The organism is Maribellus maritimus (genome assembly GCF_022267315.1).
In the GTDB taxonomy this organism is placed as follows: domain Bacteria; phylum Bacteroidota; class Bacteroidia; order Bacteroidales; family Prolixibacteraceae; genus Draconibacterium; species Draconibacterium maritimum.
Genome location: NZ_JAIKLE010000005.1, coordinates 1 through 22399, shown reverse-complemented (window position 1 = coordinate 22399; position 22399 = coordinate 1). Strand labels below are relative to the sequence as shown.

Here is a 22399-nt window from a genome sequence, read left to right as displayed (position 1 = left end):
ATGTTACTACATCTTTATTCTTAATATCGTATCCACATTATCCTGCTTGCTTTTTGGAATGTGTAATAAAATTCCATAATCTGTTTCTTTGTATTTTACTTTCTCGCCGTTAGCCCAATAGGTAGCCGATTTTATTTTGCCGGGAAGTGCAGGAATAAGAAGGTTTTCATCCTTCATTTCGAGCAGATGAATAAATACAGTGCCGTCTTTTGCAATGGTTGTTGCTCCCCAATCCTGCGGCTTAATAGGGCCTCTTCGTGTGTTATAAATGGTTTCGCCATATTTATCTAACCATTTTCCCATAACCACTAGAGTGTCTATATTTTCTGTTTGGATTTTTCCGTTTGGCATTGGACCGGTGTTTAACAAAAAATTTGCACCGTAACCTGCTGCTTTTACCATGGTTTGGATTAACCGTTTTGACGACTTGTAATTTTTATCCTGAAGATTAAAACCCCAAGAACCATTCATGGTTTCGCACATTTCGAGAGGAAGCTCGGAAATGGTTCCGGTTTGGTTAAAGCCCATGGTGTTTTCTCCAGGAAGATCGCGTTCAAACATTTGGAAATCTTCACCCGGAATGGGAGAAATGTGGTGGTTGCTTCCAACTAGTGTTCCCGGCTGCAATTTATGAATAAGCGAATACGTTTCGTCCAGTCGCCAATCTGCATTTGGTTTGTCCCACATCCCGTCAAACCAAATTCCACCAACTTCGCCATAATTGGTCAGTAATTCAGTAAGCTGCGTATTCATGTAATCGATGTAATCATTCCAATTTCCTTTGTCTGGTCTGCCGGTGAAACCTTGTCCTGTTCTGCCCAGCGGAAAATAGTCGGGATGATGCCAGTCGAGTTGAGAGTGATAAAAGAATAATTTGATTCCTTGTTTGTCACATTCATCTTTTAGCATTTTCAAAACGTCCTTTCCATACGGAGTACGGTCAACAATATTGTAATCGCTCACTTTTGAATCGTACATTGCAAAACCGTCGTGGTGCTTGCTGGTAATGGTAATGTATTTCATCCCGGCTTTTTTTACCATCGAAACCCATTCGGCAGGATCAAACTGTGTTGGATTAAAAAACGATGGAAGCTTTTCATACTGGTGAACAGGAATTTTTTGATTATTCATAACCCACTCTCCGTCACCCAGAATACTATAAACACCCCAGTGGATGAAAAGTCCGAATTTTGCATCCTGAAACCATTCGCGGTTTTTAATATTTTTATCTGTAGGATTGTAATCTGATTGTGCAAATAAAGTATTAACAGATAGGAAAATTAATAAAATGATGTTGGCTAAGTTTTTCATTTCTATAAAGTTATTGAGTGATGTGAAATATTTTGCCGAAAAATACGAATTAATCAACTGTTAGAAAACATGTTTCGTGGCAAGGATAGCTTCAGCACAGTTCAGCACAGTTGTTTGTTTGAGCTTAGAAAATATACAAAATATTTGGGCTTGCAATCAAGGTAAGTATTCCGAATGTCATAAATGAACTCTTCATAATGGCTGGTAAACTGAGAAGTTTGCCATCATGAAGAGTTTTGAAATTCCGACTAATAGTCAGCAAATAGTCCTGCCAAAAATATGGTTCAGTTTTTTCCTGAATAATTTAGAACTGGCCAAATCCATTTTTCCTGAACAATGCCGGTTTTATTTTCAGAAAAATCACCATTTTCTATGGTTACTTTATATTCGCCTGGTTCAGCTCTGAATGTATTCCAGTAAATTTTATTTATTCCTTCTTTATTTGGAAGTTCTTTTTCAAAAACGGTTTCTCCGGCTTTATTTGCAATGCTAAGTTTGGTTCCGCCTGTCAGATCTTTTCCCATTGAATACCATATTTCCAGTCCGTTTGGTTCATTTGGAGAATTTAAATGATTACTTCCGGTCATTTGGTATCCTCCCCATCGGGCTTGTTGCGAAAAATTCAGTTGGGGCTTCGGTTCAATATCAAACAGATGGATTTTTTTTGATTTAATTTCAGCAGTAATTTGTTGAAGAGGGCTGATGTCAGTTATCCATGCGGCACGGCCATAGGTACCTACGATCAAGTCATTTTCACGCGGGTGAATCATTATATCCCGAACAACTACATTGGGCATGTTTGCCTTAAACGGCAGCCAGTTTTCACCCCCGTTTGTAGAAACATAGACTCCCAAATCGTTTCCGGCAAAAAGTAAATTTGGATTTTTATTGTCTTCAATCACCACATTAACCGGGGAGCCTGGTAATCCGTTTGTTATTTTTTTCCAGGTCTTTCCAAAATCACGTGTAATATAGATGTGAGCATCCATTATATCATCTGTAAGTCCGCATTTTGAAATATAAGCGGTTGCGGAGTCATGGTTTGATGGAAAAACTTTACTTACCCACATAGAAGCTGGTGCTCCTGCTTTTACGAGATTTGGGGTGAGATCGGTCCATGTGTGACCAAAGTCTGTTGTTAACTGAACATGTCCGTCGTCGGTGCCGGCCCAGATGATTCCTGCTTTTACAGGAGATTCGTCAAGTGTTGATATTGTACAATATTGGATATGCCCTTTACCCCATGTCTTTTTGGGGTCATTGTCTGTTAAATCCGGACTTATTTCCTCCCAGGTTTCACCCCTGTTTAGCGAGCGCAAAACTTTTTCTGCCCCAGTGTAAATAATGGCACTGTTGTGAGGAGAAATCGCCAGTGGTGTTGTCCATGTGTAACGGTAGCGTTCTCCTTCTTTTGCCTCTGGAAGAATGGAGACCCGTTCTCCTTTTGACTGGTCAACCCGCTGATGTGAACCAAATTGCGTGGTGATATAAATGTACTTGTTGTCCTCCGGATCTATTTTCGAGTACATTCCGTCCCACATTCCCGTAATTACCCAGTCGGCCGGAGTAATTTGCCTCGACCAGCCATTGGAAGGTGCTTTCCATGTTTCGTGGTCCTGTAATCCGATGTATATATTGTATGGCGTTTCGTTGTCTGCTTCAACGTCGTAGACTTCACCCAATGGTAAATGGTAGTAGTGATTCATGGTTAAGCCGCCATCGAAAGTGGAATAAATTCCACCGTCGGACCCCAGCATCATATGACGCGGGTCTTCTGGGTCGATCCAGAATATACGATTATCGCCAAAGTTGGTCTGGAACAAGTTCTGTTCTCTAAAGCCCGGCCAGGTTTTTCCCCCGTCAAGTGTATAATACATACCAACTCCGATGATGTAGATTTTGTCTGGATTAATTGGGTCGATTGAAATCCGGTTAAAACTGTAAGCTGCTTTTCCGCTTACATCGTTGGTTTCAGGATCGTTTATTCGTTTCCAGCTTGTGCCGCCGTTTTTTGTAAGGTAAACTTCACCGCCAATTAAATTGTCAAAAGAATGGTCGGTAAATTCATCAAAAGGAACCGGCTCGTTCGGATCAACACCTGGTTTTACATTCAGGTTTTGAATGACTGCTACAACAATATCAGGATTTGCACGGTGGATATCTAATCCGATTCGTCCGAGCGGACCAGTTGGTAGCCCGCCTTCAACCATTTTCCATGAATTCCCACCGTCGGTCGATTTGTAAATACGGCTTTTTTCTCCACCAGGCTCAAAAGTCCATGCAGTTCTCCTTTTTTGGTAGGTTGCCGCGTATAAAATTTTAGGATTTGAGTGATTAACAACGATATCCGTTACGCCTGTTTCACTATTAATATACAATACTCTTTTCCAGGTTTTTCCGCCGTCTGCTGTTTTGAAAATTCCACGTTCTTCATTTTCTGAAAATAAATGTCCCATGGAGGCAACCCAAACTATGTCTGGATTTGTAGGGTGAATTACTACTTTTGCGATGTGATGAGAATCTTCAAGTCCCATGTTTTTCCAGGTTTTCCCGGCATCAGTCGATTTCCATATTCCGTTTCCGTAATACGAACTGCGTGCATTAAAAGCTTCTCCTGTCCCGGCCCAAATTACTTCCGGATCGGAAGGGGCGACTGCAAAATCTCCGATAGATGAGGTGCCAAAAGCATCAGATACGCATTCGAAAGTAGTTCCGTTATTCACTGTTTTCCATATTCCTCCACTTCGAGGACCAACATACCACGTATATTTGTGTTTGTCTCCGGGATTTTCAGGAACAGCTAATGAACCAACCCAGGCGCTTATCCTGTAGGCTCCCAGATTTCGGTACTGAAATGCATCATAGTTTGGCGATGACTCATTTTGTCCGAAAAGCAGAGACGTGAAAACTGTTGTGAGTAGAATAACTGCGAAAGATTTGGTTAGTAAATTCATTTTAGTATGTATTTTGAAACAACATTATTTTTCAGTTTTGTTTTTATAATCTAACTCCCTCAGGTAATTTTGTATAAAAATAAGGTCGCCTTATTAAAAAACAAGGCGACCTAAACACAATTTTAATTATTACATCCTTTTATCTCCATGAAAAAGATTTTGTATCCCAGGCAACTCCTTTTTTAAAGTAGTCGGGTTGACCGATTGCTGCAATTGATGGATTTTTTTCAAGTTCATCTGGTGGATATGGATTTCGTCGAGGAAATGTATTCGTATTGATCACCTGATTGATAATACTAAAATCAAGTTTTGGATATCCGGTGCGAATAAAATCAAAGTAAGATTCAGTTGTTTCAAAAGTGTTGGCAATGTATTTTTGGGTCATAACCAATTCCTGTGCGGCTTCAACGTTTGAAGGAACACTAAGTTCTGATTGAGCAAGATAAGCTACAATATCTTGTTCTGCAACACCATGATATTCCATGTCAGCTCTAACCGCTGCTTTAAGAGCCGTTTGCGCAGCTGCATATTCTCCTTTTAACGCATAAGCTTCTGCTTCCAGGAAAAGACATTCAGAGTACATCATAATCATATCGGGGTATGATTGGGTACAATAGCTCATCGACCACCTGCTAGGTTTTTCGCCAGAAACCGAAGATGAGCCACTATTATGTCCGATGTATCCTCCCTGTTCCGCTTCGGTCCAAAAAATTGGTCTTCTTGGATCGTTCAAATCATTAAGTAAATTAACAATGTATGTTGAAGGTGTCATTCCTTCGGCGGAGTAATCATATAACGATTCTTCATAAATGTAACTGTCGAAAGTAAGGTTGTCCAGATGATCCCATGCACACATATCATCATTTGAGGTCATTCCGTTTTCGAGATATTGTAAAGCGAGATCGGCCTGGCCTGTTGCAGTTTTTCCGGGCAAATATGTAAGTCGCATAGCATATCGTGCCTTTAAAGAATAACAAAGCTTTGTCCATTTGCTGTAATCGGCGCCAAAAATATAATCTTGTGACGCAGATGGCACTAATTCTCCCGGATCAGAAGCATTAAACAGTTGAATTGCTTCGTCGAGAAGCGCGTTGGCATGAGTATAAATTTCTTCGAGTGAATTGACATTAGGGTAAGGGAATTCAGCTCCGTTCAGAGCTTCATCAAGCGGTGCCTGGTCGTAATAATCGGCCATGTTAAACCAGTGCCAGGCTGAAATTGTTGCTCCGATAGCCTGGAAACGGTTATTGCCGTTTTCTTTTGCTTTTTCATACAAAGCATTTGAGTGCATTAGGGCTCCGGTGTATGCATTCCAGATTTCAATTCCATAGTCAGTTGCTATTTCAAAACGGGTTTCATAACCTTGAGTCCCATCGGCTGCGTACCAAAGCAACCAATCTTTCATACCATTCCACCAAACAAAGAAGGTTACAGCCTGCTGAGTCCATTCTGCCTCAACTCCGGTTAGGTAAATCCCTTCGTTAATAGAAGGTGAATCAGTAATGGCATTTGGATCTTCATCAACGTCGAGCCAGTTATCACACGCTGAAAAGAGAATTAACAGCGAGAATACAATACATATTTTTGAATATATCTTTTTCATCTTTTATCTTAATTAAAGCGTTAAACCAAGTGTAAATGAATATGTTTTCATTGCAGGGAAACTATAGTTAAACCATGCGTTTCCATTGTCAATACCATTAGTATTGGTTTCTACATCAGGTCCGGTAAACTCGTCTTTAAATTTTCTCCAAAGGTTTCTTCCTGAAAAAGTTAAATCGATTCCTTTTACGTGGAGTTTTTGGGTAATCGAAGATGGCATACTGTAGGTTAGCGATACTTCTCTGAGTTTGATAAAATCACGGGGTTGGATATTTTCCTCGGGGGTGGACTGACAGACCGTTTGGTAATAACTGCTGTAATGAGTCCACTCAGTATTGTTCGGATTGGTAACAACCACTTCTTGCGTATCATAGTCATAATGCCCCATAACTCCATCGAAAACAATTCGGTTGTCTTCCGGACGATCTTCCTGAAGTGACGACATTCCATAGTAGGTGAGGTAGTGTTCGTCAAAATTTACAACAAGGCCACCTTTTTGAAAATCGATTTGAGTAGTAAGAGTAAGATTTTTGTAATTAAATGAGTTGCGAAGTCCTCCAATCCAATCGGGTTCAATTTTGCCAAGAATTTTTCTTCCGCGGGGATCAATCATTGGTCGGCCATAGGTTGTCCTGTTGTCTGATTGGTCGCCTTCATCGCTCAAAACCAGGTTTCCGTCATCGTCGCGAAGGAATCCGTCATCGTAAATTACCGGAAACGGTTGACCAACAATTGCCCATCCTGAAGATCCTAAATCAATAGGTTCATCGTTTTCTCCCAGATCGTCGACTTTTGAATTGTCTTTCGCCCAGTTAAACGTAATGTCCCAACTGAAATTTGATGTTTTAACTGGTGTACCTGTTAACACGAGTTCTATACCTTTGTGTGTGATTCCGCCAATATTAATATATCCACCTTCGTATCCGGTTGAGTTTAAAAGTTGTTGCCAAAGTATCTGGTTATCACTCCAGTTTTTATAAACCGCAAGGTCGATTCCCAACCTGTTATCAAAGAATTTCATTTCCAATCCACCTTCAATTTCACTTTTAAACTCATTCTGAAGGTCTTCATTTGGGTAATCAGAACTTGGCAGGTAGCTGTTTTGTCCGTTGAAAGGCCATGAATATCCCAGCCAATCAGATGATTCAGCCTGGTCAAGAACAATATTTGTTGCGTAAGGATTTGCCGGAGCCCCAACCTTTGCATAACTAAGCCTCAATTTACCAAAGTCGAGAATCTCATTTTCAGAAATAAGTTCACTGAAAACAAAACTAAAACTGTGGCTTGGATAGAAATAGTCGTTTTTAATACTTGAAGCCCAGTCGTTTCTTCCGGTAACAGAATAATACAACATGCTTTTGTATCCAATGCTGGCTTTTCCGAAAAGTGACCATGAACGGAATTTTTCCCATTCAGAGAAAGCTGTGTAATTGGACACATTCGCTGAGTTGTATATATTGGCAACTACAAGCCCTGTTCCTTCAAAAACCATCCTTTCCCAATAATTCTGTACGATGTTGTGCCCAACCATTACATCGAATGAAAAATCTCCGATACGGTTGTCATAAGTTATCATTTCAGTAGATTCAATATCCTTAGCAAACCGTGTTCCTCTTTCATAGGTGCCTTCAGTATTTACCAAACCGCCTTTGTTTTTGTAGTTTTCGTAACTTCGGTTGTTGGTACTTACACCGGTTACAGATCTGAAATTCAGGTGTTCCATAATTTCATATTCAACAGTAACCGAACCTGCAAATCTTTCACGTTTGATGTTGTTACCTGTGTTTTCCATCATATAAAGATAGGGTTCACGACCACCTCCTCTGTATAGGCGTAATGTTCCGTCTTCCCGGTAAATGGGATTAGGGTTCCACGAAGGAGGAGAGGCGAGGAAAGTGTTCATAAACGTATAGTTGCTATTGCTTTCTTCAAAACGGTCGATATCCTGACTTGAATACAGAGCGTTGGATGAAACAGTAAGCTTTTTCGTAAATTTAAATGAAGTGTTCGCGTTTACTGAATTTCGTTTGTAACTGAGCGGATCGAGTACTCCATTGTTAATTGTATTGGTATACGATACAAAATACGAAGCTTTGTCATTACCACCGTTAACACTGAATGTATTGTCGGCAGTATACCCGGTTTTGAAAACCTGCCAGCGATCGTAATAATCTACACCATTAAGATCGGAGATTTTTGGCCCCCATGAAGATGAAGTATATTGGTTGTCTCCATCAATATAATTCCAGTCCTGTGCCCCAAAGTCAAAAACTCCCTGCGACCATGATTTTTGAAGAGGAATCTCGTATGGTTCATCAAACGTTGAGGTGTGTTTAAACGTTACGGTAGGTTTTGAATCCATTGCTCCGGTTTTTAATGTAATGAGAATTACACCGTTAGCAGCTCGGCTGCCATAAAGAGCAGAAGCCGCAGCACCTTTTAAAACACTTAATGATTCGATGGAATTCGGGTCAATGTCAGCCAGTCCGGAAGAAGTTCCCCGGTTGTCGGCGTCAAAAGGTACACCGTTAACAACAAAAAGTGGTTCGTTTGAACCGGTAATAGAAGAACCCCCGCGAAGAACAATACGTGTTCCTGATCCCCCCTGGCTGGAAGTATTCGTGATATTAAGCCCTGCCACTTTCCCTCCGAGTGCTGTTGCAAAGTTATCAGTGCGGGTCGCGATCAGTTCGTCGGATTCCACTTCGCTTGTGGAATAACCAAGCGCCTTTTTTTCACTTTTTATGCCTAGTGCAGTAACTACAATCTCATCAATGTCTTGAATGTCTGATTTAAGGGTGACATTGATCTGAGTACGTCCTGAGACTTCAATTTCCAGTGTCTTCATCCCGATGTAACTAAAGACCAGCGTTTTTGTTTCGGATGGAACCTTAATTGAATAATTCCCGTCCATGTCGGTCGTTGTTCCCATAGTAGTTCCTTTTACACTGACAGTAACGCCTGGTATAGCCATACCATCATCCTCAGAGGTAACAACTCCCCTGATTTCCACTGTTTGGGCAAGCACTGAAATTGTTGACAACAAAATCAGTGCAATTAGCAGCGTCGTGATTTTTTTCATAGAGAATAATTTAAAAATTTGATTAATGAATAATTAATTTTCGGTCTCCATCTCTGTAGCTCTGTATCGTCTGCGTTGTCTAAGTAATTCTTCTTTATCATTTACAGGGTCGGCATCCATAACAAACATTCCCCGCCCGTGTGTAGCTATAATAATCATATTTTCTCGTGGGTGGATTTGAAGATCGTGTACATAGGCAAATGGTAAGTCACCCAACACGTCCCAGCTTTCGCCTTTGTTTTTACTTATGTATACCGAAGCATCGGTGCCAACGTAAAGGATATCAGGGTTAATTGGATCTTCTCTTATTACATTTACTGGTCCCACCGGAATGTTACCGGAAATGTCTTCCCATGTCTTGCCAAAGTCAGTTGATTTCCAGATGTAAACCTGAAAGTCATCGTCGCGTCTTCCGGTTTGTGTCATGTAAACCGTTCCCAGCTCATATTTTGATGCAACCATTCGGGACACCCATCGTTGCGGTACGGCTCCACTTCTGATTTCTTCCCATGTTTTACCGGCATCTTTTGTACGCCAAATCCTTCCATCGTCTGTGCCGGCGTAAAGTAACCCAGCACGTAAAGGTGATTCGTCAAGTGTTTGTATGGTTTGGTAATTTATATCTCCGAATTTATTGGGATCGTTAAATGATAAATCCGGACTGATTTTTTCCCAGGTACTTCCTTTGTCTGTCGATTTCATTACATACTGAGTACCAAAATAAATAATATCGTTGTTGTGGGGAGACATTACGATGGGAGAAACCCATTGTCCACGCAAAGCCGGTTCGTCCGGATAATTTGGTGGCAAAATTCGTTCTGTACTTTCCGGATAGCTATCTACCTTGGCACGAGCAAGATTCCCGTAAAAAACACTAGCAAAAACAGTATTATTATCCCGTGGGTCTATTACATGAATACTGCCTTCGGCGCCCAGTGTATGTTCAAACTCAACAGGCTCTATTCTGTCTTTTCCTCTTGAAATGTCTACTGTGCCGTAAAAGCTGTGATGATCCTGTATTGAGCCAAAAACTCTGAAAGGAGTGTTGTAGTCGAAAGCAATATTGTAGAATTGTGCCAATGGCAGAGGGGCTATCGGATGTTTCCATGTTGCTCCCTGATCATACGAAATAGATAAACCGCCATCCTGTACATCAAGCAGGTAATTAGAGTTATTTGGATCAATCCAGAAGCCATGATGGTCGGCATGCGGGTCACGAATGGTTGTAAATGTTTTTCCCCCATCAGTAGATTTATGTAACCATATTCCAAGTGTATAAATGGTGTTTTCATCTTTTGGATCGACTCGTATTTGCCCAAAAACCCAGCCATATGTTCCTGAATGGCGCTCCATATATGTTTTTGTTTCCGGTGTCAGTCCACTTACTTGTACCCAGCTTTCACCTCCATCTGTAGTTTTATAAACGGTGGCTCCTTTTATAACGTCTTCTTTAGGTCTTCCATAAGAATCAACTTCTCCTTCTTCCGCTTCATAGGCTATTTCGTAATTATCCAACAGTGCATACAATACTTTCGGATTTGAATGGGAAATATCAATCCCAATTCTGCCTCTGTGGCTTGCGTCCGGAAGTCCCTGGTTTATTTTTTTCCAATTTTTCCCACCATCTGTAGATTTCCAGATGCCACAATTCCTGGTGTCTTCAAATGTCCGTGGATCATTCCATTTTAATCTCATCCTTTCCCAGGAGGTTGCATAAATTGTTTCAGGATCAGACGGGTCTAAAACAACATCAAAAACACCTGTTTTGTCGTTGATTTTAAGAATTTTATCCCATGTTTTTCCGCCGTCAGTCGTTTTGTAAAGGCCTCTTTCTTCATTGGTTGTCCATTCATGTCCTGTAGCAGCGACGTAAATAATATTACTGTTTTCAGGATGAATTCTGATTCTTCCGATTGTGTGTGTTTTCTCCAGCCCCATCAGCTCCCAGTTTTTACCACCGTCGGAGGTTTTAAAAACGCCACATCCTGCATTTGAACTCCGGAATATATTTGCTTCTCCGGTTCCAACCCATACAACATCGGGATTTTGAGGATCTATAGCAATATCGCCGATTGATGCAGTTGGCATTTCATCAAATACAGGTTCAAAAGTAGTTCCTTCGTTGGTTGATTTCCAAACCCCTCCGGTTGCAGAACCAATCCATATGGAGTATTGCTGCCCTCGCGGAGATATTGCCTCAACATCTGTACACCTTCCACTTATGTTTGTCGGACCAATATAACTCCAGTGTAGATCTTTATACGCAGAAGATTGGACGAGTTCTTTTTGTTTGCTGAACATTTTAACCCTCTCAACTCCACTAAAAACCGGTTTTTTCTCTTGTGCAGTGCTTAAATAATTTACAAATAACAGGAATAAAATAACTCCTTTAAAACGTAAAAGAAACAGACGTGTATTCATAAAAAGTGATTTAATTATTATTGTTTTTGCAGAAATTGTAATGTTAAAATAGTGTATAAATCGTGGATATTAGTTCTCTTTTTTATTTTTTTAGTGTAAAAATGTCACTTTTATTAATGATTAGTTAACAAATAGTTATATAACATGATAAAAGTCAGGAAATGTGATGCGTGGTAGAGGTGAGTTTTTCTTTGCAATAAAATAATTTGATTCATTCAGGTTTTTAATACAAATGGATTTTATAGATATAAAATTTCTTGTTTTAGCCATTTGTTTGTTTTGTTTTGATATTATGTTTGTTTGAATTTTTGTAAGTAGTTGATATTTTTTATGTAAAATAAAATTCACAAAGTGCTTTTTTAGGTAAAAAGCGTAACATTGTCTTTTTTGCTCTATTCATTTTTTTGTATTACATGAAAGTATTACAGAGGGAGGGTTTTTTTTATTGAAATCAAATGTTTTTTTTATTCGTGAAACAAGGCAGTTGGCATAGAAGATAATGCCCGGGACAACTTTAAAGTGCTGTGTAAATAAATATCGAATCAAAAGATTGAAATTCCAATAAATAATCTTTTTTATTTTGAATAAACCTTTTTAAATTAGAGAGTTCTATATATTGTAATTATTAACAATAAACCTAACTATCATGAAAAAAATTATCTACCTTTTAGTGATGTTGCTTGGTGCAACATTGGTATCAGCTCAGAGCATGGATTTCTCCGGAACCTGGAAATTGAACAGTTCAAAAAGTAAACTTGGCGACCAGTTTAGCATGGCTCCGAACGAAATCGTTGTCGTTCATAAAACAAACGATATGAGTGTTGAGAAACATTCGAGTTTTCAAGGACAGAATTTTACAACAAAGGATAAACTTACACTTGATGGAAAAGAATGTGTTAATGTTGGTTTTATGGACACTGAAAAGAAATCTACTGCTGTTTGGTCCGATGACAAAAAGATGCTGACTGTAACTTCAAAAATTCCGATGCAAGGCGAAACGATGACTATTGTAGAAGTATACAAAATGGATGGTGAAAATATGGTAATTGAAGCTTCCGCTTCATCATCGTATGGAGACATGTCGGAAATGATGGTATATGATAAACAATAACTGAAAATAAAACTTTGGTTACTTCTTTAAAACAAAGCCGGTAAGAAACATCTGGTTTTACTACCGGTTTTTTCTCATAAGTTTCCATGTCCGCATTTTTTCTTTGGTATTTCAGCTATTTTGAAAGGAGTAACATCGCCGCAGAAGGTAGTGTAATTTTAGTAAAAAGAAGTCTTTCAGGGATGCCCCGGAGAAGTTCGTTCTGGACGGAAATTGGATTTTAAGAATAATAACCGCTATCAAATTTTTGGTAGCGGTTTTTTTGTAAAAGAGGACGGTTGCTGAATTTGAAGCAGAATATAATTCTTGGAGGTACTTTTACGGTCTTGATTAAATATATTCCCAAGGGTTTGAAAAAGCGAGTGCCGGAAAACATTAACTTTTGCAGAGAAAGCATACTCGTACTTTGAAGCCTAATATTTATAAAAACTTTAATAACTTTGCCGGGATTGATAATCCAAATTTTAAACTGTTGATAAATGAACCGACTACCTGTCTTTTTTATCCCTGCTGTTTTATTCATTTTATTGAGTTGTAGCTCAAAAAATCATCTTGTTGTTTACGACCTTAAATGTGAAAATTTAACAAATCCGACAGCGATTGACAAAATAGTACCCCGTTTTAGCTGGAAAATTCAGAGCTTACAAAATGGTACAGAGCAAAAAGCTTTTCAGATTCTGGTTGCCAGCGATGTTGATTTGCTTGAAGAAGAAAAATCTGATTTTTGGGACTCCGGGAAAATCGAATCCGTCTCGGATATTTTTGTTCCATACGAGGGAAAGAAACTGTTGCCGGGAATAGCTGCCTTTTGGAAAATACGTGTTTGGGATAATAATGAAAATGTATCGGAATGGAGTGTACCCGCTATGTTTGGAATAGGCTTGTTAACTGAAGATAACTGGCAGGCGGAATACATTGCATATAATACCAGTGCCGGTTTTAGCGAGTGTCCCCAGTTTTTTAAATCATTTGATGTGGAGGATACTGATTCAAAATATTTATTGCATGTAAATTCTTTGGGATACCATGAGGTTTATATAAACGGAAAAAAAGCGGGCAACGGTGTTTTAACTCCGGCAGTTTCACAGTTGAATAAACGTTCGTTAATAAATACCTACGATGTTTCAGCTTTGGTTAAAAAAGGCCGGAATGATTTGTTGATTTGGTTGGGGAGCGGATGGTACACCTCCGGACTTCCCGGTGTGGTAAACGATGGCCCGGTAGTTCGGGCGCAGTTGGAAAAAGTGCATGGAGAGAAAAAACAAACCATCGCTGTTACCAACGCTGGTTGGAAAGGCAGAGCAAGTGGTTACACCCGTCATGGAAACTGGAGGCCAAATCAGTTTGGGGGTGAGATCATAAACGGCATGCTAACAAAAAACGATTTAAAAACGGATGAGCCTGGCCGGGAGTGGAAGCCGGTTTCGGTTGTAAATATTCCGCATCATGCTATAAGCCCTCAGATGACAGAATTAAATACCATTCAGGATACTATTCAACCGGCAGCAATTATTCAAATTGCAGCAGATACATTTCTGGTGGATATGGGAAAGAATTTAACGGGATGGCTTGAGTTTCATTTTCAGGATTTAAAATCCGGGCAGGAGATAAAACTGGAATATTGTGATCATCTAACCAAAGAGGGGAAGTTTAACTACCGCAATCAATACGATCTTTATATAGCATCCGGTACAGCACCCGAAACTTTTATCAATAAATTTAACTATCACGGATTTAGGTATGTGCAGGTCACCGGACTCCCTGAAATACCGGATGTTGATTCTGTTCAGGCCTACCTTATCCGGACCGATTATGAAGAGGCTTCCGGATTTGAATGTTCCGATCCGGATTTAAATGCGATTCATGATATGTTGCATTATACGCTTCAGTGTATAAGTATAGGCGGAGATTTGGTCGATTGTCCTCAAATTGAACGCCTGGGTTATGGCGGAGATGGAAATGCTTCAACGGTAACAGCTCAAACAATGTACAACTTAGGCCCTTTATATTCCAACTGGCTGCAGGCGTGGGCCGATGTAGTTCGAGAAGACGGTGGAATGCCGCACACTGCGCCAAATCCATACAGAGCTGGCGGTGGTCCCTATTGGTGTGGTTTTATTATCACGGGTACCTGGAATACTTTTCTGAATTATGGCGATACGTTGATACTGAAAAAATATTATCCCGTAATGCAGAAATGGTTAGACTATGTCGATAGATATTCGGTTGACGGACTTTTGAAACGATGGCCCGACACAGATTACCGCGGATGGTATCTGGGCGACTGGGCTACACCGGAAGGAATCGACCAGACTGCTGAGGCTTCGGTGGATGTGGTAAATAATTCTTTTGTTGCTGTTTGTTACGATAATATGCAGAAAATAGCCGGAATTCTCGGAAAAGCGAATGATGAAAAAATGTATGCCCGGAAAAAAGATCAGTTGCAGAAAATGATTCATGAAACATTTTTTGACGAATCAAATAACACCTATGGAACAGGAACACAAATCGATTTGGCTTTCCCGTTGATAGCCGGTGTGGTTCCTGAAAAAGAATTAGATAATGTAAAAGAAGCTTTATATACTGAAATCAATGTAAATCGTGAGGGGCATTTTGCCTGTGGGTTAGTAGGTCTTCCGGTTTTAAGCGAGTGGGCAACTAAAAACCAAAAATCCGGTTTAATGTATTCAATGATGAAAAAGCGCGATTACCCGGGTTACTTGTATATGATTGATAATGGTGCTACAACTACCTGGGAACATTGGGACGGTGCCCGGAGCAGGATTCATAACTGTTACAACGGAACCGGCTCCTGGTTTTATCAGGCTGTTGGTGGAATTTTTCCGCTGGAAGATTTCCCGGCCTACCGAAAAGTACGCATTCAGCCACAAATTCCCGAAGGAGTTACATGGGCAAAAACCTTTAAAGAAACGCCGTGGGGAAAACTGTCGGTAAACTGGAAAATTGAAGCAGGGAAAATGGATATGGAAATAGAAATTCCCGTGGGCGTTGAAGCAGAAGTTGTAATTCCCGAAGGCATTGAGGAATATTCATTGGAGGGGAAAAAATATACTTTTCAAAATGCCAATTCGTTGGTGAACATTAAGAGTGGAAAATACAATGTCAGATATACAATCGACTGATGTCAAAACACCCTTTATTATGTATCTTCGTCGTTCGTCCCTATAATTATTAGAATTTCCGGGGAACTGTTTTAAATAGATTGATGCTTAAATAAGTTCAGTTTAATTTACCGTAATTGTATACCATACATTACAACAGACAGAATGATGATGTACAAACAGGAAACAAATTTATTCAAATGAATGATATCGAAAATAATTTTTACAAGATACTTTTGGTGTTGGGGTTAATTATTCTGATTCGCGGAGGTTTATTCGGGCAAAATGATACACTCTCTTTCCTTCATATTACGGACACGCATGTAATTTTCGATTTGGATTTTTTTCAGCCTGAGTTGGCTGAAAATAGAAGTGGTTATAAAGATGGTGTAAAACCTCTGAAAAATTTTGTTGAAAATATGCCGCGAAAAACCCAAAGTAATTTTGTAATTGCTACCGGCGATTTAGTCGATTTTTTTGAAGGCGAAAACAGCAACGGAAAAATGCTGGAATTTCAACTGGAACAGTTGGTGCAGCTAATGGGGAAAAGTCAGGTGCCTTTTTATTTTACACTCGGAAATCACGATATTATTTCTTATTCGTGGGGAGAAGGTGAACGTATCTCAACCCAAAACAATGCTGAAAAAGCCCGTGCTGCGTGGATAAAAAACGCTTCGTGTTTTAGCGAAGGTACACACTACAGTAAAATTTTCAAAGTTGGGGAAACATCCTTTCGGTTTATTTTTCTCGATGATGGCTATTATGATTTTTCCGATGAAGAGAATGTATTGCTTCCCTACGTGGATACGCCTCAGTTGCATTGGTTGGAGGGACAAATAAACCAATCCGATGATGATGTGGAAATTATTTTGATGCATATCCCGCTAAAAAGTAACGTTGTTGAAACAGGAGGAGAATTGTTTTCTGTTTTGGCAAAATATTCTTCCGTGAAAATGATACTTGCCGGGCATAATCATAAAAATGATATTCAATCATTTGCTAATAAAGAAGGAAACGAAATTATCCAAGTAAGAACGGGGGCATTTGCTCAAGACACAACGAGTTGGCGACAAATAAAACTTACTGAAAATAACATCTGTATTTCTCTGCCCGGAAGTCAGCAGAAAGAAATGCAGATTGACCTTTAATATAAACAAAAGCTATTCTGCAATGAAAACAAAACAGTTTAATGCAAGCTGGTTATATCTCCTGTTAATTGTTCCAACGGTTTCTGCTGTTTTGGCGCTTAACCATTTCGGATTTTTCTTTAAATCGGGAACCGCAGGTGCCGGAATCATAATTCTTTTGATACTTTATTTTTCCAAACTACCAAAAGCAAAAGATATCCTTTTTCTGATGTCGGCATTTCTGTTTTCCATCGTTGGCGACTGGTTTTTGTCGAATAAGCAAGATGATGCTTTTATGTTTGTTTACGGCATTGTCTTTTTCTTTTTTGCACATGTGGGATATCTTCTTTATGCGTGGCTTAACGGACACATAAACAAAATTTTTACGCTGTTTTTATTGTTTGGTTTTTTTGTGTTTTTTATGTGGGTGTTATTCCCTTCAATGGATAATCCGGTATTAACGATGGCGGTTTTGGTTTATCTGGTAATTTCGTGTATTTCGCTGGGAACTGCTGTTGGAATTCGTGCTTCCGGAGCCGAAAAATGGGCTTATATTTTTGGAATTTTTTTGATTCTTTTTTCCGACACAATTATTTCATTAAAAGAATTTGTGGGTTACAAAGAATTAAACTTTTTGATTTTGCCTACTTACTATTTAGCACATATTTCTGTAACTTTCTCGGTGATGCGCAGAAAGGCGAAAGAATTGAATTAGTTTAAATGTTGAATTAGTAGAAAAGATGAAATCCGGAAACATAGAAAAAGAAATACAGATAATAATAAACAAGAACAAAAGACAATGAAACTTATTCTATTTTTTGCCCTGGCTCTTTGCCTGTTTTTTTTTGATAATGAAATTAGTCATGCTCAAACACTAAGCAGTAAAACAGAAGAACAAAATTTATTGCCGGATAGAGGTTTTTGTGCACACCGTGGAGCAATGGTTACTCATCCTGAAAATACAATTGTGGCTTTTAAAGCCGCTGTCGAAGCCGGTGCGCAAATGGTGGAGATGGACGTGTGGTTAACCAAAGATGGAAAAATGGTGATTATGCACGATAAAACGGTTGACCGAACAACAAATGGATCGGGAAGAATTTCAGATTTTACACTGGATGAAATAAAAAAACTAGATGCCGGGAGCTGGAAGTCGCAGGATTTTCAAGGTGAGAAAGTACCAACTTTTAAAGAAGCCCTGGATATCCTTCCCCGAAATATATGGATCAATGTTCATATAAAAGGCGAAGGTGAAACCCCGGTAATGGTTGCCAAAAAGTTGCAAGAAGAAAATCGTTTGAATCAGGCTTTTTTAGCTTGCAGTGAAAAAGCCGCGAAGGCTGCAAAAGAATTTGTTCCCGGAATTTTAATTTGTAACATGGAGCGACAGGATTCGAATTGGGATTATGTTAATTCAACCATTAAAATGAAAGCCGATTTTATTCAGTTAAAAGGAGAAGTTACGCCCGATTTTGCTGATTATACGAGGGCTTTGAAAAAGAACGGAATCCGAATAAATTATTTTGGAACTGACTCACCTGAAGAACTAAAACAGTTGCTCGAATATGGAGTCGATTTCCCCTTGGTAAACGATATTGCCCATACTTCCGGTTATTTGGAAACAATATTGGAAGGGTTATAGTTCGCTCGTTATTTACAGGAAGGATTCCACGGGATGCATAACATAATTATTTAAAGTAATATTGGAACTAAATCTTAACTGAATGAAAGCAGTACTCAGTTTTTTTATAATGCTTGGTTTTTATTCTGTTTTTGCTAAGGAACAGACAGAGAAACAAGAAGCAGATAAACCCAAAACTGGTTTAATAAAAATAAAAGATGTGGTCATTTATAAAGACACCTTTTTTTATTCCAGCTTTCCTTCTGTGATTAAACGTCCCGATGGTGAGATGATTGTCGCTTTTCGGCGGGCTCCCGATCGTCGTATATACGGAGCCAAAGGAAACCATCATGTTGATGCCAACAGTTACCTCGTAAAAGTTTGTTCAACCGATGCTGAAAATTGGACAAAAGAACCGGAATTAATTTACGCACATCCTTTTGGCGGTTCACAGGATCCGTGTATGTTGCAATTAGAGGACGGAACAATTCTATGTGCCAGCTACGGCTGGGCACCTTTGTCGGAAGAAGAACGGGCTACACTTCAAAAACCTTACGGAGAAAATAATGATTTTGTTTTTTTAGGGGGGTATCTCATACGTTCAACGGACGGTGGAAAAAACTGGAACGGACCGATTTATCCCCCGCATATTCTGCCGGAATTAAATCTAAGTCCCACGGGAGAACCCTTGCCTGCATACAATCGGGGTGCTCTTTGCGAGGGAGAAAACGGAAGAATTTATTGGGTGGTTGCTGCCTTCGATAATGAAGAACCGAGAAAGTCTTCGACGCATTTGCTCGTTTCCGATGATAAAGGGCTGACATGGGAATATCAGTCTGTGGTTGCTACCGATAATAAAGCTTCGTTTAACGAAACCTCCATTTATGAAACACCAAAAGGCGATTTGGTAGCCTTTCTTCGTACGTCGGGAATGAATGATCAGGCATGTATTGCCCGTTCAAAAGATGGTGGAAAAACTTTCAGCCCCTGGAAAAAAATGGGCTTTCAGGGACATCCTTTAAATACACTTCGCTTGCCTGATAATCGTGTTTTGCTTACTTATGGTTACCGACATGAACCTTATGGAATCAGAGCTCGTATCTTAAATGCTGAATGCACCGATTTTGCTACTGCTCCAGAATTTGTTCTGCGTGACGACGGAGGAAATTCCGATTTGGGGTATACCTGGCCCGTTCTAATCGACGAAAATCGGGTGCTGGTGGTGTATTATTTTAATAAAAACAAAGGAACGCGTTACATTGCCGGAACCATATTGGAAATAAAATAAAAAACTAAATAGTATAAATCGAACAAAACCTAAATCAACCTGAAAAATGAAGAACTCTTTTATATCAGATTTTTTTAAATATTTGGCAGTTATTTTAATTTTTGTTTTTCCATTTATCATATCATGTGAAACACCAAAAACAGAGAAAGATGAATTATTAAAAAAAGCAGTTCCGGTTTGGGCTGAAGGCCGCGAAACTGAGATGAACATGACTTTAGCTTTTCAAGGCATTTTTCAGGCAAAAACAAATCAGGATATAAAATTGAAAATTACCGCTTCCACACTTTATCGTGTTTTTTTGAATGGAAAATTCCTGGGATATGGTCCCGCAAGAGCTGCACATGATTTTTATCGTGTTGATGAATATGGTTTGGGACAATTGGTGAAGGACGGTGAAAATGTGCTCGCAATTGAGGTGGTTGGCTACAATGTAAACAGCTTTTATACCATCGATGAACCTTCTTTTCTGCAAGCCGAAGTTGAAGCGGGTAACAATATTCTATTGGCAACAGGCGCAGATTCGGGGTTTGATGCCTTTCAAATAAATGAACGTTTGCAAAAAGTGGAACGGTATAGTTTTCAGCGTCCGTTTACCGAATATTACCGACTGAATGCGGACTTTGATTCATGGAAAACCTCGACAAAAAAGCCAGTGGCGAAAATTGAACTGGTCGAGCAGGAAAAAGCTAAGCTTCTCACTAGAAATCTTTTGCTACCTGATTTCAACATTGTTCATCCGTTAGTAGTTTACGCTGAGGGAACGATTCAATTTCAAAAACCGGAGAAATATTATAAAGATCGCTCCTTAGTAAATATAAACAGCGAATTTAAAGGTTATAAAGAGGAAGAACTGGAAGTTTTACCGTCTCAATTAATTCAGGAGGTTGCCAACAAAACGTTTAAAAAAGTAGAACAAAATTATAACAAGCAGTCTTTTTCTTTAAACGCGAATGATTTTGTAACTCTTGATTTTGGAACCAATCTGTCAGGATTTATTGGTAGTAGCATTGTTTGCAAAGAGCCAAGTACAATTCTTTTTTATTTTGATGAATTACTTACCAACGGAGATGTAAATACAAAAAAACGAATGGCAGATGTGAATAATCAGGTTGTTTATGAACTGCAACCAGGTAGTTATAATCTGGAGACCTTTGAGTCTTATACATTCAAATTTCTGAAAGCCATTGTTCTGAAAGGAGCCTGTGAAGTTGAAGATATATACCTGCGGGAATATGCCTATCCTGAAAACCCACGGGCTGCATTTTTATGTAGCGACGAAAAATTAAATGCGGTCTACAAGGCTGCCCGACAGACATACCGGCAAAATGCCGTAGATATTTTTATGGATTGTCCTTCACGCGAACGGGCCGGGTGGCTCTGCGACAGTTATTTTTCGGCAATCACCGAAAAAGATTTTACGGGGAGATCTGCGGTAGCACACAATTTCTATGAGAATTATGCCCTGCCTGACAGTTTTAAATATTTGCCCGCGGGAATGTTGCCCATGTGTTACCCGGCTGATCAATACAACGGCAATTTTATTCCCAACTGGGCAATGTGGTTTATCGTTCAGATAGATGATTATAAAAAGCGGGGAGGAGATTCAGAATTAGTGGCAAAAATAGAACCCCGGATTGCTGATTTATTAAAATATTTTGAGGCGTTTGAAAACGAAGATGGCCTGTTGGAAAAACTGGAAAAGTGGGTTTTTGTGGAGTGGTCGGAGGCCAACAATTTTGTGCAGGATGTAAATTATCCTTCCAATATGCTTTACAGTGCCGCACTTGAAAAAGCCGGGTATTTGTATAACAACAAAATATGGTTAAATAAAGCAAAGCAAATTAAACAAACCATTTTGGAACAATCGTTTAACGGTGATTTTTTTGTTGACAATGCTGTTCGCGATAAAAATGGAAAACTTCAAGTAACGAATAACACAACCGGGGTCTGTCAATATTATGCATTCTTTTTCGGTATTGCCACGCCTGAAACACATCCCGAACTTTGGAAAAAATTAACCACAGAGTTTGGTCCAAACAGAGATGTTAATGATACTTATCCGAAAGTTTTTCAAGCCAATGCATTTATCGGAAATTATCTCCGAATGGACATCCTTTCCCGTTATGATTTGCAGGTACAATTGCTAAGCGAGGTTGAAGATTATTTTTACGAAATGGCCAAACAAACCGGTACTTTATGGGAGCACATGAAATCCAGTGCCAGTTGTAATCACGGTTTTGCTTCCTACCTGGGACATGTGCTGTATCGAGATATTCTAGGAATTAAAAATGTGGATTATTTAAACAAAAGGGTTACCATTCGTTTTTCCGATATCGATTTGGATGAATGCAGCGGTGTCCTTCCGGTTGAGGATGATGCGATTGAATTTAGTTGGAAGAAACAAAATGGTACAATCGAATATTCGCTGAATGTTCCTGTAGGTTTTGAAACTGAAATTATTAATATGAGTAATCAGGAAATAAAGGAACTTTGAAAAGAAAATAATAAAGTCATGGCCGGTAAAAATTTGTTCATTTTGTTTGTTGTATTTTCCTTCTTTTGTTCTTGTTCAAATCAGCCGGAAGAAGAAAATTTTGTTCTCCCTTCCAAAAGTGAAATAATGAGACCGTTTGGAACGCATGATGAAGAACTTTTTTTGTCTCCGCCCAAAATTTATCACCCGGAGACCTGGTTTCATTTTATTGGTGGAAATGTAGCAAAGGAAGGGATTACTGCTGATTTGGAAGCCATTGCCGGAGCTGG

Annotated in this window: 12 protein-coding genes; 7 read left to right on the top strand and 5 right to left on the bottom strand. The window is 39.3% G+C overall.

Going from position 1 to position 22399, the window contains the following annotated elements; genetic code table 11:
- Positions 1-6: 6 nt before the first annotated feature.
- The 5 genes from K5G00_RS06000 to K5G00_RS05980 all read right to left on the bottom strand — a co-directional run bounded on the left by K5G00_RS06000 (position 7) and on the right by K5G00_RS05980 (position 11370).
- Positions 7-1311 (bottom strand): alpha-L-fucosidase, encoded by a 1305-nt coding sequence (locus K5G00_RS06000; RefSeq protein ID WP_238765254.1) that lies wholly within the window; start codon positions 1309-1311, stop codon positions 7-9.
- A gap of 284 nt (positions 1312-1595) precedes the next feature.
- Complete coding sequence (locus tag K5G00_RS05995; protein ID WP_238765253.1) at positions 1596-4265, bottom strand: VPS10 domain-containing protein; 2670 nt, start codon at positions 4263-4265, stop codon at positions 1596-1598.
- 139 nt (positions 4266-4404) lie between these two features.
- Positions 4405-5868, bottom strand: coding sequence for a SusD/RagB family nutrient-binding outer membrane lipoprotein (locus K5G00_RS05990; RefSeq protein ID WP_238765252.1), 1464 nt, complete (start codon positions 5866-5868; stop codon positions 4405-4407).
- A gap of 12 nt (positions 5869-5880) precedes the next feature.
- The gene (locus K5G00_RS05985; protein WP_238765251.1) at positions 5881-8949 is read right to left on the bottom strand and encodes a SusC/RagA family TonB-linked outer membrane protein; all 3069 of its coding nucleotides are present in this window, start codon (positions 8947-8949) and stop codon (positions 5881-5883) included.
- Between the two features lie 33 nt (positions 8950-8982).
- Complete coding sequence (locus K5G00_RS05980; RefSeq protein ID WP_238765250.1) at positions 8983-11370, bottom strand: WD40/YVTN/BNR-like repeat-containing protein; 2388 nt, start codon at positions 11368-11370, stop codon at positions 8983-8985.
- Positions 11371-12016: 646 nt separating this feature from the next.
- Here K5G00_RS05980 and K5G00_RS05975 point away from each other — a divergent pair.
- The 7 genes from K5G00_RS05975 to K5G00_RS05945 all read left to right on the top strand — a co-directional run bounded on the left by K5G00_RS05975 (position 12017) and on the right by K5G00_RS05945 (position 22130).
- Positions 12017-12481 carry a hypothetical protein gene (locus tag K5G00_RS05975; RefSeq protein WP_238765249.1) on the top strand — a complete coding sequence of 155 codons (465 nt, stop codon included), beginning with the start codon at positions 12017-12019 and terminating at the stop codon, positions 12479-12481.
- A 479-nt stretch (positions 12482-12960) separates the two neighbouring features.
- Positions 12961-15624, top strand: a complete 2664-nt coding sequence (locus K5G00_RS05970) for an alpha-L-rhamnosidase (RefSeq protein WP_238765248.1) — start codon at positions 12961-12963, stop codon at positions 15622-15624.
- A 179-nt stretch (positions 15625-15803) separates the two neighbouring features.
- On the top strand, positions 15804-16751 hold the full coding sequence (locus tag K5G00_RS05965) for a metallophosphoesterase family protein (protein ID WP_238765247.1): 948 nt from the start codon (positions 15804-15806) through the stop codon (positions 16749-16751).
- A gap of 22 nt (positions 16752-16773) precedes the next feature.
- On the top strand, positions 16774-17445 hold the full coding sequence (locus K5G00_RS05960; RefSeq protein ID WP_238765246.1) for a lysoplasmalogenase: 672 nt from the start codon (positions 16774-16776) through the stop codon (positions 17443-17445).
- 84 nt (positions 17446-17529) lie between these two features.
- The gene (locus tag K5G00_RS05955) at positions 17530-18369 is read left to right on the top strand and encodes a glycerophosphodiester phosphodiesterase (RefSeq protein WP_238765245.1); all 840 of its coding nucleotides are present in this window, start codon (positions 17530-17532) and stop codon (positions 18367-18369) included.
- Positions 18370-18451: 82 nt separating this feature from the next.
- A complete protein-coding gene (locus K5G00_RS05950) occupies positions 18452-19636 on the top strand; it encodes a sialidase family protein (protein WP_238765244.1) in 1185 nt (394 codons plus the stop codon).
- A 46-nt stretch (positions 19637-19682) separates the two neighbouring features.
- On the top strand, positions 19683-22130 hold the full coding sequence (locus K5G00_RS05945; protein ID WP_238765243.1) for an alpha-L-rhamnosidase-related protein: 2448 nt from the start codon (positions 19683-19685) through the stop codon (positions 22128-22130).
- The last annotated feature ends 269 nt before the right edge of the window (positions 22131-22399 follow it).

Bases quoted from the DNA above. Each gene is read 5' to 3' on its own strand.
- K5G00_RS06000 (WP_238765254.1), bottom strand. From the start codon at position 1,311: ATGAAAAACTTAGCCAACATCATTTTATTAATTTTCCTATCTGTTAAT.
- K5G00_RS05995 (WP_238765253.1), bottom strand. From the start codon at position 4,265: ATGAATTTACTAACCAAATCTTTCGCAGTTATTCTACTCACAACAGTT.
- K5G00_RS05990 (WP_238765252.1), bottom strand. From the start codon at position 5,868: ATGAAAAAGATATATTCAAAAATATGTATTGTATTCTCGCTGTTAATT.
- K5G00_RS05985 (WP_238765251.1), bottom strand. From the start codon at position 8,949: ATGAAAAAAATCACGACGCTGCTAATTGCACTGATTTTGTTGTCAACA.
- K5G00_RS05980 (WP_238765250.1), bottom strand. From the start codon at position 11,370: ATGAATACACGTCTGTTTCTTTTACGTTTTAAAGGAGTTATTTTATTC.
- K5G00_RS05975 (WP_238765249.1), top strand. From the start codon at position 12,017: ATGAAAAAAATTATCTACCTTTTAGTGATGTTGCTTGGTGCAACATTG.
- K5G00_RS05970 (WP_238765248.1), top strand. From the start codon at position 12,961: ATGAACCGACTACCTGTCTTTTTTATCCCTGCTGTTTTATTCATTTTA.
- K5G00_RS05965 (WP_238765247.1), top strand. From the start codon at position 15,804: ATGAATGATATCGAAAATAATTTTTACAAGATACTTTTGGTGTTGGGG.
- K5G00_RS05960 (WP_238765246.1), top strand. From the start codon at position 16,774: ATGAAAACAAAACAGTTTAATGCAAGCTGGTTATATCTCCTGTTAATT.
- K5G00_RS05955 (WP_238765245.1), top strand. From the start codon at position 17,530: ATGAAACTTATTCTATTTTTTGCCCTGGCTCTTTGCCTGTTTTTTTTT.
- K5G00_RS05950 (WP_238765244.1), top strand. From the start codon at position 18,452: ATGAAAGCAGTACTCAGTTTTTTTATAATGCTTGGTTTTTATTCTGTT.
- K5G00_RS05945 (WP_238765243.1), top strand. From the start codon at position 19,683: ATGAAGAACTCTTTTATATCAGATTTTTTTAAATATTTGGCAGTTATT.